Genomic DNA, 14,346 nt, shown 5'->3' with positions numbered 1-14,346 from the left:
TGAAAAAGATTCGCTCCGGATGACGGCCGGAGCGAACAAGACCGGCTGTTCTATGATCAGTAAAGCAGCTGGCATTCAGGTTAATCCCGATTAACTGATTGAGACCATTAATCCTTGTTTATTAACCCAAACACACAAATGTATGAAACATCTATTGCTTTTTTGTCCGAAAGGGCAGGAATCAATTTTTGGCTATGATTGGCCGCGTATCCGACGATTTATTTGTATCATGAAAATCACAGGTATCCTTCTTTTAGTTGCATGTTTGCAAGTTAGCGCTACAGCTTATTCGCAACAGGTAAGTTTAGACGTTCACAATGCAAAACTTGAGAACGTTTTTGATGCCATACGGCAACAAACAGGCTACAATTTCCTGTACAAAAATGAATTTCTTAACAAGGCAAAACCCGTAACCATTACCCGCAGCGCTTCCCTGCCAGACATTCTCGGGGAATTATTCCGCGACCAGCCCTTAACCTACAGCATTATGGATAAAACGATACTGGTTAAGCGAAAGCCACTATCTGCTGCATCCACAGAAGATGTTCCGGCGCCGGTGCGTGACATCCGGGGTAAAGTTACCGATAGCAAAGGCGAGCCGTTACCCGGCGCCTCGGTACGCCTGAAAGGCACGTCGGTAGCTACTCAAACTAACAGCAATGGTGAATTTATACTTAAAACTGCTGTTGATAAGCCCATACTGGTTATTACCTATACCGGATTCATCTCACGCGAAGTGGCAGTAACACCAGGCCAGACCATGCTGAACATTACATTGACCGAAGACCTGAAAAACCTGCAGGAAGTAGTGGTTATCGGCTATGGAACCGTAAAGAAAAGCGATCTGACAGGCGCTGTATCGGTGGTAAAAACCGAGGATATTGAAAATATTCCCGTTCCTCGTGTTGACCAGATGTTGCAAGGCCGCATCGCAGGAGCCGAAATTGTATCTACAACCGGCGAACCTGGCGCAGGAACTTCCATCCGCATACGCGGAACCCGCTCTATTACCGCCACTAACGAGCCCTTGTTTGTAGTAGACGGGGTAATGGATGCCATAAATGATTTGAATGACCTGAACCCAAGCGATATTGAATCTATCCAGGTATTGAAAGATGCATCATCAACGGCTATTTACGGCTCACGCGGAAGCAATGGAGTAATTGTTATCACCACAAAAAGTGGCAGAAGCGACGGGAAAACCAATTTTTCGTTTCGTACGGATGTGGGCGCATCGCAGTTGCCCCGCTATCTTGACCTGATGAATGCCACAGAATTTGCCGAGCTGCAAAACGACCGGTATTACTTTGCCAGCACAGCCAACCAGATAAAACCATTGGAACAGTATCCTTACCCAGATCCTGCTTCATTAGGCGAAGGCACCAATTGGACCAAAGAAATTACCCATACCGCACCTTACCAGAACTATACCCTTTCGGCTTCGGGCGGTAATAAATCCACCAAATACTACTTCTCTGGTAACTTTAATAATAACCAGGGTATTGTGATCAACAGCGGCATGCAGCGTTACCAGGTGCGCCTCAACCTCGACCAAACCTTCAGCAAATACGTAAAGGCAGGGTTGCGGCTCAACTACTCGTACATTAACCAGGCGCTTAATAAAGCTGACATCGGCACGCAAACCTTATGGTACCGGTCAACCATTTTCCTGGCGCCTACCATTGCAGCCTACAAACCCGACGGCAGCTTTAACGATTGGAATACGCAATGGTACAGTGGCACCCTGTTCGATTCGCCCTTAGCCAATTCCAAGCTACAGCGCAAAGACCAGATCAGGAAAAGCCTCTCGCCCATGCTTTTTGTAGAAGTAAATCCTATCAAAGAGCTTACCATCCGGAGCTCGGTCTCATTATTTGATTATAACCGTTTTGACGATAACTTTTATCCCGGAACCCTGCCTACCCGGGCCAGTAAAAATACCGGCGCCTATGCCTACAAAAGCGGCTACCGGGCTAATAATATCCTGAACGAAAACACCGTCAGCTACAAAAAGACCTGGGATAAGGTTCACCACTTTGATGCCCTTTACGGGTTTACATATCAATCGTCATGGAATGCCAATCTGTACGCCAGCGGCGACGGTTATTTTGTAGATGATATCAATACAAACGACCTGGCAGCCATACCATCAAAGGAAACATTAAACGCCGGTTCGGGTTACAGCGACCAGCGGAAAATATCTAACCTGGCCCGCATTAATTATAACTATGCCAGCAAATACTACCTCACCTTAACCGGGCGTGTGGATGCGGCTTCTAACTTTGCAGCCGACCATAAATGGGCGTTCTTCCCTTCGGCCGCGGTAAAATGGAATCTTAAAAAAGAGAATTTCCTGAAAAATGTAAAAGCAATAGATGAGCTGGCCATCCGCCTGAGTGGCGGCGTTTCTGGTAACGATGCCATTTCTAACTATCAATCCTTATCCCAGCTTGCTTCATCGTCATCCGGATACCTATTTGATGGTGCAATTCCCGTATCCTACTATCCATCGCGTATAGCAAACGAAGGATTAACCTGGGAAAAAACAGCATCGTATAACGCCGGATTAGACCTTTCTATCCTGAACAACCGGTTTGATTTTACGCTGGATGTTTACCAGTCAAAAACCAGCGATCTGCTGCTTACCGTACAGTTGCCTACCCAAACCGGGTACAACAGCCGTATTGCCAACATTGGTAAAACATCAAACAAAGGTGTGGAGCTGACCATTAACTCCAACAATATCCGCAAACCGAAATTCTCCTGGTCAACATCGCTCACTTTAGCCCATAATGACCAAATGGTTAACGACATTGGCGGCTTAGACCGTATACCAACCTACATTAACCCTTACGGCGCCCAGTACATGATGTACGGTTACGTGCAGGGGCGCCCGTTAAACGCCTTGTGGGGAATGCAATATGCAGGCGTTTGGAAAACGCAGGCAGAGATAGACCAGAACGCTATCGATAAAAAATACGCCTCGGCCTCTACAGCATATTATACACCCGGCCGGCAACGTTATATTGACCAAAACCACGACGGTGTGCTTAACAACGACGACCTGGTTTACCTGGGCAATGCCGATCCGTACCTGTATGGTGGTTTGCAGAATACCTTTAAGATCAAACGTTTTTACGTTAGCTTTTACTTTAACTATTCGCTGGGTGGAAAAATTTATAATCCTACCGAACTGTTTATGGGTACAGGAACTTACCTGAGCAACCAGTACCGGTACATGGTCAATGCCTGGCATCCGGTGCGTAACCCCAACTCAGATTATCCGCGGGCCGATTCAAAAGACGATATCCCCAACGACAGGTTTGTGCACAGCGCCACCTTCCTGCGCCTGAAAAATGCGTCGGTAAGCTATTCGTTCGATCTGGCAAAGGCCACCAAAAACAAGCTGAACTCGCTTACGCTTACCGCCAGCGGCAATAACCTGTACTTATGGAAGTACTACAACGGCTATGACCCGGAAGTATCTACCGAAGCCAGCGGCTCAACCATTCGCCGTATGGATAACGGCGCCTATCCTAACAGCCGTACGGTAACCTTTAGCGCTGAACTTAAATTCTGACCATCAAAAAAGAAAGGAAAAATCCAATGAAACGGAATAGCTTATATTTATTATACCTGTTTTTTGCAGTGTTTGCTTTGAGCTCCTGCAAAGATACCCTCAACGAAGAAGCGAAGAGCTTCGTCTCGCCCGACCAGTTTTATAAAAATGAAGGTCAGTGTATAGCCGCCCTTAACGGATGTTACAACCCGCTAACCAGCATTTTTAACCAGGGTTTAATGATCGCCAACGAGGCTGTAACCGACCTGGCTTTTCTCAACTCATCGTCTGTTGATGCCAAGCTTGAGATCTCACCGGCAAATCCCGGTATGGGCGACGATGTGTGGGCACAATGCTACAAAGGCGTTATGTACTGTAATGCTGCCATTGCCGGCATACGGGGCGCCACTATTGATGAGGCCAAAAAGCCCGGCCTTATCGGCGAAGCGGTAACCCTGCGGGCATTATACTATTATGTACTTACATGCACCTTTGGCGATGTACCTTTCTATACGCAGGATGTAGCTAATCTGAAAACCCTTGAGGATGTTTCAAAGCTGGGCCGGATGAGTGCAACAGCTACCCGCGATTCTATGATTGCCGAACTGCAACAATATGCCCCCAGCCTGCCTAAACAACGCACTTCGGATGTACCGCAAAACCGCATATCAGGCTCAATGGCTTATATGCTCATTGCTAAAATGGCCATGTGGAACAAGGATTATCAAACCGCGTTGACCGCCCTGAAAGAAATACAAAAGGTTTACGGACAGCTTGACCAATACCCTTTACAGGATACCTGGTTCAGGAATAAAAATACACCCGAATCTATCTTTGAAGTGCAGTTTACATGGTCTGCCACAGGATTGAAAAAAACAACTCAGGTGGCCTGCTTCTTTACGCCCAGCAAAACATCGGGAACCAGTACTTATAACGGCGTTAATATTCCGGAATTAGGTTCTAAAGCCAATCCGTACACATCAGTAACACCATCCGAATATTTCATGTCGCTTTACAACGTGTACGATCCGCGGCGCAATATGATCCTGGGATATTCGTACAACGGAACCTGGTTTAGCCGCCCGATGTCAAACAACGGAACCGGCAAACCCTGGTTCGGGCCTAAATTCTGGTGCCCCGGTATGGATAACATTTCTGACGGCAACAACCAGAAAGTATTCCGCTTTGCTGATGCGCTGCTGATGATGGCCGAATGCGCCAATGAGTTAGGCGATGAAGATCTGGCAATGTCGGCTATTAACGAAATAAAAAAGAGAGCCCAGGATGAAGCTGCCAAAGAAGGTAACAGCATTACATTAATATTATCCGCCTATCCGGGCAAAGAGGCTTTCTTTAAAGAGGTAAAAGAAGAGCGGGCCCGTGAACTGATGGGCGAATATGGCCGCAAATGGGATCTGGTAAGATGGGGTACTTATTATGATGACCTCAGGTCTACTATCGCTTTAGAGTTTAACGATATTCTGTTGAACCTGCGCCCATTTCACCAGTACTACCCCATCCCGGACAGCGAAGTACTGCGGTCTGGCGGCGTTTTGGATAACCCGGCGTATACCGGCCAGTAATCATTCAATCATGAGTATAATGAGATCATTAAGCTATATCATCCTGGTAATTAGCATTATTACCGGTGGCAGTTCCAGAATATTCGCCCAGCAATCGCTTAAAGTGATCAGCTATAACATCCTGGAAGGTATGGTACGCGATACCACGGCCGGGAAGAAAGATTTTGTAGCTTGGTTAAAGCAACAAAACCCGGATATCCTGGCGCTGGAAGAATGCAATAAATTCACCCAGAAATCGCTGGAGGAAATGGCGCATCAGTATGGGCATCCGTATGCTGTTTTGCTAAAGGAAACCGGCTACCCGGTGGCGCTTACCTCGAAATATCCTATTGTAAACGTGCACCGTGTGCTGGATAACATGCATCACGGATTTATTTTGGCACGCATTAAGGATTACCATGTGATCGTACTGCATCTTTCGCCGCATAAGTATCGCAAACGCCGTGAGGAAATAGATGTCATACTGCAAACCATTGCCGCACAGCCTTCGCAAAAGCGGTGGATGATCATGGGCGATTTTAACTCGTATTCGCCGCTGGACAAGGCAAACTATGCCGATGGCAAAACGGTAAAATGGCTGCAGGATCTTGCCAAGAAATATCCCTTCCACGATAACCTGATCGATGGGCAGTATCTCGATTTCGAGGTGCAGCAGAAAATACTTGATTTCGGGCTGATCGATGTGCTGAAAAGGCAGGCTGAAAAACATCCGGCCGATGCAAAAAATATCATCCCGGGCAAAAACCGGATAGATTATATCTACGTCAGCAAAGATCTTGGCAATAAGGTGACCGATGCCCGTTTTCTGCGGGATGATTTCACCAAAACCCATTCAGATCATATACCCATTATTATCGAACTCAAAAACTAATCAATATGAAAAGGTTAAATATATTGACAAATAAATGGAGAAATATAACCCTGGTTATTTTTTCTTTCATTACCATACTGGGATGTCAAAAAGACAACCTGGTACAATTCAGAACAGATTTGGCATTAAATGCCCGGATCATCAGGCTACCCGACTCGGCTACATCCACTAAAATACAGGTATATTCAGATAACAACTGGAAAGTAGCTGTAAAACCGGGAGACGACTGGGTTACACTTGATAGAACAGAAGGCAGTGGTAAATCGTATATCACCGCAACCGTTACGTCGAATAAGGATAATCCGGCACGGGCCACAGAAATTTATATTACGGCAAAAGGCCTTACAGATACTGTATTTCTGCAGCAAAAAGGCATTGCCCAGCATTTAAAGTTTGCAGACAGAACCCTTAACGCTACAGCGCCTGCCGGCGATATTAAAACCGGGCTGTCAACAAATATTGATTTTGATAAAATAGAGCAAAAAATAAAATACACCTCTCCCGGGCAGGAGAACTGGATATCAAACCTGACCTATGATGGCACTAATCTTACCTTTAAGGTTACCCAGAATAGCAGTAATGATGACGCCAGGACAGCAACCATAAAACTATTGTACATCGATATGCTGGGCGCAACCATAACAGATTCCATCCTGGTAACCCAAAACCCTAAAGCGGCGTATGATAATGCCGTATTAAAAGACTTTAACTATGTTAAAAATGCTCTGGGCTCCGGAACAATTACCGAAGACATCTACATTGAAGGTATTGTGCTGGCCGATAAAGGAAACCCTAACCTGGCATTAAACCCCAATAAAGGCACTCCGGCGCACACGGTTGATCACACAGAAAACGCCATTACGGTGTATGTACAAAGCTTAGACGGAACATCTGGATTAAAGATCAGGACGAAAACCCCGGGTGATAACCTGTTCAGTAAAAATGAAAAAGTTAAGCTCTGGCTAAAGGGAGCAACCTTATCTAAAACAACAAATCCTAATACAGCAACAATTTCAGACTTTCCGTCTAACAACATTATTGACAAAGTTGCCAGCTCTACACCGCTCATTCCAAGGGAGAAATACATGAGAGACCTGACAGACAATGACATGTACACCTACATAACACTAAAAGATGTAGAAATATCCGTACCCTTCGGCACTTATTACAATACCAATTATGGGTACTACGCCCGGGTTGACTGTTATCCTACAAATATCAGGGATATTAACGGCGATAGCATGTACCTGTTAACCAATGATGAAAAAGCCGCAGACGGTCTTACCAGCCTGATAAGAAATGGTGTACCCGTTCCCCAGGGTTCCGGAAAGATTTCGGGGGTTATTGTATCTGAAAATTATCCAAGATACGGCGGGAATATCGGTAAATATTCCATCAGACCGCTGGACAGATCAGAGATCGTTTTAAATAAAAACAGGGACGACGGCTTTTCTAAAGTATTGGTAGAATGGAGCACTTTTTCTACAACCGATCCATCGGCATCTACCATTGGAACGGGACGGCTGGAGCACAGCGCTATACCTGAAAACACATCTACCGGAATTACAAAAACTACAAACTATTTAGGTTTGACCGGGCTGGGGAACGGCACCAATGCACAAAAAGGAATGGTAGGTGATGCCTGGCAATTTGCTACTTCCTGGTGGAACACTGCTCACAATAGGGGTGAGGCATGGATCATTAAATTTTCAACTAAAAACATCAGTAAACAGCTATCCATGCAGATAGAGGGTAACTCTGATACTGGCGGCCCCAGAAATTTTATCGCAGAATGGTCTACAAGCAGGGATATGGACAGCGGGAACTGGAATTATATTACCGAATATACCATGGAAGATGTTGTAAACTGGAACAACACCTTAATTACCCAGGTTCCCGGGTTTAAGGTGGTCAATTTCAACCTTCCTATCGCCCTGCTTAACCAGGATGTGGTTTATATCCGGCTACGGGTGAAAAATAAAATGGCCGGAAGCAGTACCGGCGGCGATTCTGAAGCAAACTTTACAAGCAACAAAGCATCCAGGTTAGGACATGTATCTGTTAAGTATAATAAATAACAACCTGAAATGAATGCGATCAGAAAATTTATACAATACCCTATGGTGATAGGGTATTGTATCATAGTGTGCATATCCCTGTTAGTTACTTCCTGCGGCAAAAAGACAGAAGTAAAAGACCAGGAGCCCGTTTCTAAAAAAGAAGATACCGGTAACAGCGATAGCATTGCCGTTACTATTCTGGTTAAAGATAACCAGGGGCAGAAGATCGGAAATGTGGATCTGACGGTTTCCGGCGTAAACAACCTGAACAGAATATTCAGAATAAGGGAAGCTACCATTGACGGATCGGGAGAAATATCACTAAAAATAGCTAAAGATCTAACCGCCAATGGCGCTAAATTCGATTTTATAGAGAAAGACCATGAGCCCATCTCTTACCAGTTAACCAACATACCGGCCAAATTAGAGGTATATATGAACCCTGTTAGCACCTTATCCATTTTCTCGTATAATACGCTGGAAGGCTTTCAAAACAATGCGGACAGAAAAAAAGCGTTTGCAGAATGGATTAAAAAATATAACCCGGATATTATTTTTTTCCAGGAGCTGAACAAGTTTACCGAAAACACACTGAATACTTTTGCCAAAACTTACGGGCATAATAACAGTGTACTCTTAAAAACAACCGGCTATCCAACCGGTATCACCTCTAAATACGCTATAGAGAATGCCGACAGGGTAACGAGCGCCCCCTTTGTTCACGGCTACATTTACGCTAAGGTAAAAGGCATCAATTTATTTGCCATACATCTTTCCCCAAAAACGCTTGATGAAAGAAAGGCGGAGATAGCGGCGCTTATTACCCGTATTAAAACTATTCCCGCCAATGAGAAGATCATTGTTGCCGGCGATTTTAATTCATATAATGAGCTGGACAAAAATTTATATGGAAAAGACATAACCCTGAACTATAAAAAATATAACCCCAACACCATCATAGATTATACGGTTACAAATTCAATGCTGAACAATAGTTTCCTGGATGTTTACGGAATAAAGCATCATGAATTTAAAGCAACCCTGCCGGTTATGAACAATAAATATGATGATGAAAATTACAACCAGGGCTGGCGGTACGATTATATTTTTACCAGGGGCTGGACCAGTTTCGATATAAAATACTCAGACATCTTACAAAAAGCCTTTACAGACGAAGCGTCAGATCATTATCCCGTTTACGTCAGATTGGCTAATTAAAAATACAAAATGCATCCGGGAAACTAAGTTTCTGCCATTTAACGCAGAGATTGGGAACTGACCAAAAAGTCAAAAAGCATTGTTATTTCAATGATCTCGTACATACGGGATCGTAAAAGGAAACCGCGAAGCAGTTGCGAAGTAAAGTATTCTAAGCATCTCTGGCGGATTTTCCTCCTGTATGTACAGGATCAGAATGAGAGCTTCTTGGCCAGCTCCAAATGATGACAACTACTTTCAGGCAGTTTCTAAGAAAAATACCAGGGGAACAAACAGGCAACATCGGTCTTTTGCCATTCCAATAATTAAAACTTAAAAAAGTAACGCTATGAAAATGAAAAAATTACTTCTCTGTACAATGACGGCTTGTTTTACAAGCTCATTGTTGTTTGCCCAGGATTTCCAGGAAGGAAATCTGGTGTTATTAAGGATCCCCAACTATGGCACTGAAAGCGGAGGAACCGCTGCAAACAACGGCAATAAAGCGGTGCCCATGTATTTAGATGCCTATGACCCGGATGATATTGCTGCCGGCATAACAAAAACAGTTCCGCTGCCAACAACGTCAGACGGTACAAACTATGCTTTAACCGCTAATGGCTCATCGTCTGCAACTCCCTACATCTCCCGGTCTGTTGATGGCCGGTACCTTGTGGTACAAGGCTTTGATGTTGCTGTTGGAACCGATGTCACCACTAGCGGTATTTCTTATAGCACAACCAATCCCTCTTTTGCTTTGGTAAATTATCAGGGAAATGTAAGCAGTACAACCAAAGTAACAAATAATATTCCAGGCGCATCCTGGATGAAAACCACCGTGTCTTATGACGGAACAGGCATCTGGTTCGGAAACGGATCAAATACAGACGGTGTTCATTATATCCCGGTAGGAGGAACAACAAGTACCAAAATTGGAGGAACCTATGCCAGATCCCTAATGCTTAATGATAAAAAACTTATTATGGGCTATGGCACTACACTATATAGCATAGGTACGGCAGATCTACCTACGACATTGCAAACAGCATCTACTCTCACTATCGATACCAAACCATTATCTTGTTATGGTTTTGTTATTCTTAAAAATAAGACAGGCGATAAAGTACTGTATCTGTGCGATTACGGAACAACGGCAAACCATGGAATAAAAAAATATCTCCTGGAAGGTAATACTCTCACTTATAAAGGGGTGGTTGCCTATCAGAACTTAACAAATGTAGAAGGCAGGGTGGTATACAATGGAGACGGAACATTTAATAAAGTGCAGCTGTATGCCATTAACGCGTCGGGGAAATTGGTCAAAATAGAAGATACGGCAGATTTTAACGAGGATATGGACGGCACAGCTACCCTGTTAAAAGATTTTGCCGGTGTAACAGCGCCGGATGATGGCAAAACGTTCTTTATCAGAAGCCTTGCCTGGGCGCCGGTGCAAAATTCCCTGCTTCCTGTTAAGCTAAGCGCCTTTAATGCCCGGCAAACAGCAGAAGGTATAAAACTAACATGGACAACCGCATCAGAACAGAACAACTCACATTTTGATATATTACGATCCGTTGACGGGCAAAACTTCGAGGTGGTAGGCACCGTAAAAGGCAATGGTACAACTTCAACGCAACAATCTTACAGCTTTACAGATGTTAATGTAAGTAACGGTTTATATTACTACCAGCTACGGCAGGTAGATTTTGATAATAAGAGTGAAACCAACAGCCCCATACCTGTAAAATTCTCTCTGCAGGCAAAAACCTTTAAAGCATGGTTAACCGCAAACAATCAGGTAAAAATTAAGCTGAACGCAGATAAAGCACAAAAAACACAAGTAGTTGCAAGCGATATCTCAGGAAAAATATTGGTTAACAAAGACTTGTATGTAAACACCGGAGCAAATGAGTTTAGCTTAGATCTGGCCAAATATAAATCGCCGTTTGTGATCAGCATCGCTTTAGATGGCCGGACTTATACCGAAAAATTAATAAATTAAGTCAATTCATTAAAAAGAGGCTGTCTCAAAAGTCAGTAAAACCATCTATTTGCAGTCACGCTGACCCCGAAGTCTCGGGGGAAGCGCCTGTAGCCATAGTGAACCAATCCTTCGACAGGCTCAGGATGACTTTAGAAGACTTTTGAGACAGCCTCGGTAGAACCCGGGGCTCCTATACGTACGGAAGCTCTACTTTTAACTTTTAACTTTCAACTTTTAACTTTCAACTTTTAACTTAACATAGTATATTTATGCCATTACTACCGGACAGGATACCCCAGCTATTCTGCCCGGTAGTTTTTTATTAGCTAATTATTCATCATGAAGAAAATCTCGTTACTACTTATCCTGTCAGTTGCCGTGTGTAGCACATGGGCACAAAATGGCACGGGAAGCGTAAACATTATTCCCCTGCCTGTAAAAGTTTCGGTAAACAATGGCACCTATCCGTTTGCCAATACCGGCGTCAAATCATCGGGGTTCACTAATACGCCGCTTAACCTGGTATCTTTTGCCGAACAGATGTTACAGAATAACACCGCTGCCAATGCGCAAAACGCGTCGTTTAATACCAGCGGACAACTGCTGCTCCAGTTAGACAAAAATTTCAACCTTCCTGCAGAAGGATATCGCCTGAGCGTGAATGGCTCCGGCATACACATTACCGGCAAAACCGAGCGGGGCATTTTTTACGGCTTGCAAACCCTGGCCCAGTTGCTGGCCGAAAATGCCGGCAACCAGGCATTGCCTTTTGTAGAGATTGAAGATTATCCCCGTTTCGCTTACCGCGGATTACATTTAGATGTGGGACGCCATTATTTCCCCGTTTCATTCCTGAAAACCTATATTGATCTGCTGGCCCAATACAAGCTCAATACTTTTCACTGGCACTTAACCGAAGACCAGGGATGGCGCATTGAGATCAAGAAATATCCTAAATTAACGAGTGTGGGCGCATACAGGGCACAAACCCTGATCGGAAGCAACCGCGACAAGCAGCCAAAATACGATGGCACACGCTATGGTGGATTTTATACCCAGGACGAAGTAAAGGAAGTGGTTGCCTATGCGGCCTCAAAATATGTTACTGTTATCCCCGAAATTGAAATGCCGGGCCATTCCATGGCAGCGCTTTCGGCCTACCCGGAACTGGCCTGCGGCGATAATCCCGGACCATTTAAAGCAGCCGAACGCTGGGGTGTTTTCCCGGACGTGTATTGTGCCGGCAAAGAAAGCACCTTCAAATTCCTGGAAGATGTATTGGATGAAGTGCTTCCGCTTTTCCCATCAGAATACATCCATATTGGCGGCGATGAATGCCCCAAAACACGCTGGAAAACCTGCCCCTATTGCCAGAAGCGCATCAAAAAACTACACCTCAAAGATGAGCACGAGCTGCAATCGTATTTTATCCAGCGCATTGAAAAATACCTGAACAAAAAAGGTAAACACATTATCGGCTGGGATGAGATCCTGGAAGGTGGCCTGGCTCCTAACGCTACGGTAATGAGCTGGCGTGGTATTAAAGGCGGTATTGCGGCAGCGCAACAGAACCATAATGTAATTATGACACCGGGATCACACCTGTACATTGACCATCCCGAAAGCAGCTCTCCCGAAGAACCGTTAACCATTGGCGGCCGTTTGGTATCTTTAGAAACATTGTATTCTTACAACCCCGTACCAGCCGAGCTTACTCCTGACCAGCAAAAATACATTCTGGGTGTACAGGCTAATTTATGGACAGAATACGTAGAAACTCCCGAAAAAGCATTATACCTGTTGTTACCACGGCTTTATGCCTTATCAGAAGTAGCATGGACGCCGTTACAAAGCAAAAACTGGACGGATTTCTCGCAAAAGCGCTTACCTGAATTTTTGGCTAAACTTGACCGTACCGATCTGCTTTATCGCGTGCCAACGCCAATCGGGGCAAAAGATACCACGATAACCGGCAGCAGCTTCACGCTGGACTATAAAGCACCGGTAAAGGGCGCTAAAATATATTATACCATTAACGGGTACATTCCTTACAGCATGGATTACCTGTACGAAAAACCGGTAACTATCAACGTGCCTGCCGGCGAAGAACGTGTTATTAAAAGTGTAGTCATTACACCTTCAGGCAAACGTAGCGTAGTAACTACTACGGTTGTTAGAAATGGCACAGTAACATCGGCGAGGTAAAAGCCAGATAGTAAGTTAAGACTTGCGAGGTCTTCTGTACATGCTTACAGTTAAACCTCACAAGTCTTTCTTTTGTTAAATTATAAACTAACGCTGGTCGAAAAAAGAGAAATTACTTAGCAGTCTTTTAGAGTTATTATTTTAATCTGGAACGAATCCAACCCCGTATTTCTTCGAATCTCATTTCACCTTTGCTGGCTAAAAGCACCATCTGATATTTTTCATCATGAGATGCAGCAATATCATTGCCTTCCTGCATTATAATCAGACGCATTAATACGTATGCCACTCTTTTATTCCCATCAATAAATGGATGGTTAATAATCATACTTTCGAAAACTGCGGCTGCTTTATCTTCTATTGTCGGATATAAATCAATGGCATCAAAAGTTGCATAAGGCCGGGCTAAAGCTGCTTTCAGGCCGGCTAAATCCCTGATACCCTTGCTGCCGCCAAATTTTTCAATAAGAATATTGTGAATATTTATTACCGTTCCAGCGTCAATCATTGAGCAAGCTTTTGCAGGAGTTCCTTATCTTCTGCCAGAATTTGCCGCAAATTGTTCGCTAATTTGGTATGTTCAACAGATGAAAGCTGAAGTTCTTTTAAAAAATCAAGAACATCTTGCAAAGCATTCTCAGGAACGTTATCCAGAATTTTTTGTATTTCGATTTTTATCTGAGTTGCGGTCATAATCAAATTTAAGAAAATTTGTAAAAACTTGCTGTGATACTTAAAGTATTGTTTCAATCCCTTCACTTTACCTATCCTTACCAAAACGTTACGCCCACATTCCAGCCAAGCCATCGCCGTATAGAGGAATTTTGATGAGGATATTTTAGGAATCATCAACTTTTACAATCGATGCCAGGTTACGATGGAGT

Annotated in this window: 9 protein-coding genes; 7 read left to right on the top strand and 2 right to left on the bottom strand. The window is 44.1% G+C overall.

Annotated features, from left to right (window positions below):
- Positions 1–229: 229 nt before the first annotated feature.
- The 7 genes from FW774_RS16280 (at position 230) to FW774_RS16250 (ending at position 13,462) form a co-directional block, all read left to right on the top strand.
- Positions 230–3,580 (top strand): TonB-dependent receptor, encoded by a 3,351-nt coding sequence (locus FW774_RS16280; protein WP_149349269.1) that lies wholly within the window; start codon positions 230–232, stop codon positions 3,578–3,580.
- Positions 3,581–3,606: 26 nt separating this feature from the next.
- Entirely contained in the window at positions 3,607–5,142 is a 1,536-nt protein-coding gene (locus FW774_RS16275) for a RagB/SusD family nutrient uptake outer membrane protein (RefSeq protein WP_149349268.1), read from the top strand.
- A gap of 10 nt (positions 5,143–5,152) precedes the next feature.
- Positions 5,153–6,013 (top strand): endonuclease/exonuclease/phosphatase family protein, encoded by an 861-nt coding sequence (locus FW774_RS16270; RefSeq protein ID WP_197739875.1) that lies wholly within the window; start codon positions 5,153–5,155, stop codon positions 6,011–6,013.
- A gap of 5 nt (positions 6,014–6,018) precedes the next feature.
- The gene (locus FW774_RS16265) at positions 6,019–8,091 is read left to right on the top strand and encodes a BACON domain-containing protein (protein WP_149349267.1); all 2,073 of its coding nucleotides are present in this window, start codon (positions 6,019–6,021) and stop codon (positions 8,089–8,091) included.
- Between the two features lie 9 nt (positions 8,092–8,100).
- Entirely contained in the window at positions 8,101–9,291 is a 1,191-nt protein-coding gene (locus tag FW774_RS16260; protein ID WP_149349266.1) for an endonuclease/exonuclease/phosphatase family protein, read from the top strand.
- 328 nt (positions 9,292–9,619) lie between these two features.
- Positions 9,620–11,275, top strand: coding sequence for a hypothetical protein (locus FW774_RS16255; RefSeq protein WP_149349265.1), 1,656 nt, complete (start codon positions 9,620–9,622; stop codon positions 11,273–11,275).
- Between the two features lie 321 nt (positions 11,276–11,596).
- Entirely contained in the window at positions 11,597–13,462 is a 1,866-nt protein-coding gene (locus FW774_RS16250) for a beta-N-acetylhexosaminidase (protein ID WP_149349264.1), read from the top strand.
- A gap of 136 nt (positions 13,463–13,598) precedes the next feature.
- On the opposite strand, the gene FW774_RS16245 is transcribed toward FW774_RS16250, so the two are convergent.
- Entirely contained in the window at positions 13,599–13,970 is a 372-nt protein-coding gene (locus FW774_RS16245) for a type II toxin-antitoxin system death-on-curing family toxin (protein WP_149349263.1), read from the bottom strand.
- Entirely contained in the window at positions 13,967–14,311 is a 345-nt protein-coding gene (locus FW774_RS16240; RefSeq protein ID WP_187774926.1) for a hypothetical protein, read from the bottom strand. Before FW774_RS16240 ends, FW774_RS16245 begins: the two co-directional genes overlap by 4 nt.
- Between the last annotated feature and the right edge of the window lie 35 nt (positions 14,312–14,346).

The organism is Pedobacter sp. BS3 (assembly GCF_008274585.1).
GTDB lineage: Bacteria > Bacteroidota > Bacteroidia > Sphingobacteriales > Sphingobacteriaceae > Hufsiella_A.
The sequence above is the reverse complement of the archived record's forward strand: the minus strand, read 5'-3'. Positions and strand labels throughout refer to the sequence as shown.

Excerpts from the sequence above, each read along its gene's own strand:
- FW774_RS16265 (WP_149349267.1), top strand. The coding sequence starts at position 6,019 with ATGAAAAGGTTAAATATATTGACAAATAAATGGAGAAATATAACCCTG.
- FW774_RS16240 (WP_187774926.1), bottom strand. The coding sequence starts at position 14,311 with ATGATTCCTAAAATATCCTCATCAAAATTCCTCTATACGGCGATGGCT.
- FW774_RS16275 (WP_149349268.1), top strand. The coding sequence starts at position 3,607 with ATGAAACGGAATAGCTTATATTTATTATACCTGTTTTTTGCAGTGTTT.
- FW774_RS16270 (WP_197739875.1), top strand. The coding sequence starts at position 5,153 with ATGAGTATAATGAGATCATTAAGCTATATCATCCTGGTAATTAGCATT.
- FW774_RS16245 (WP_149349263.1), bottom strand. The coding sequence starts at position 13,970 with ATGATTGACGCTGGAACGGTAATAAATATTCACAATATTCTTATTGAA.
- FW774_RS16255 (WP_149349265.1), top strand. The coding sequence starts at position 9,620 with ATGAAAATGAAAAAATTACTTCTCTGTACAATGACGGCTTGTTTTACA.
- FW774_RS16260 (WP_149349266.1), top strand. The coding sequence starts at position 8,101 with ATGAATGCGATCAGAAAATTTATACAATACCCTATGGTGATAGGGTAT.
- FW774_RS16250 (WP_149349264.1), top strand. The coding sequence starts at position 11,597 with ATGAAGAAAATCTCGTTACTACTTATCCTGTCAGTTGCCGTGTGTAGC.
- FW774_RS16280 (WP_149349269.1), top strand. The coding sequence starts at position 230 with ATGAAAATCACAGGTATCCTTCTTTTAGTTGCATGTTTGCAAGTTAGC.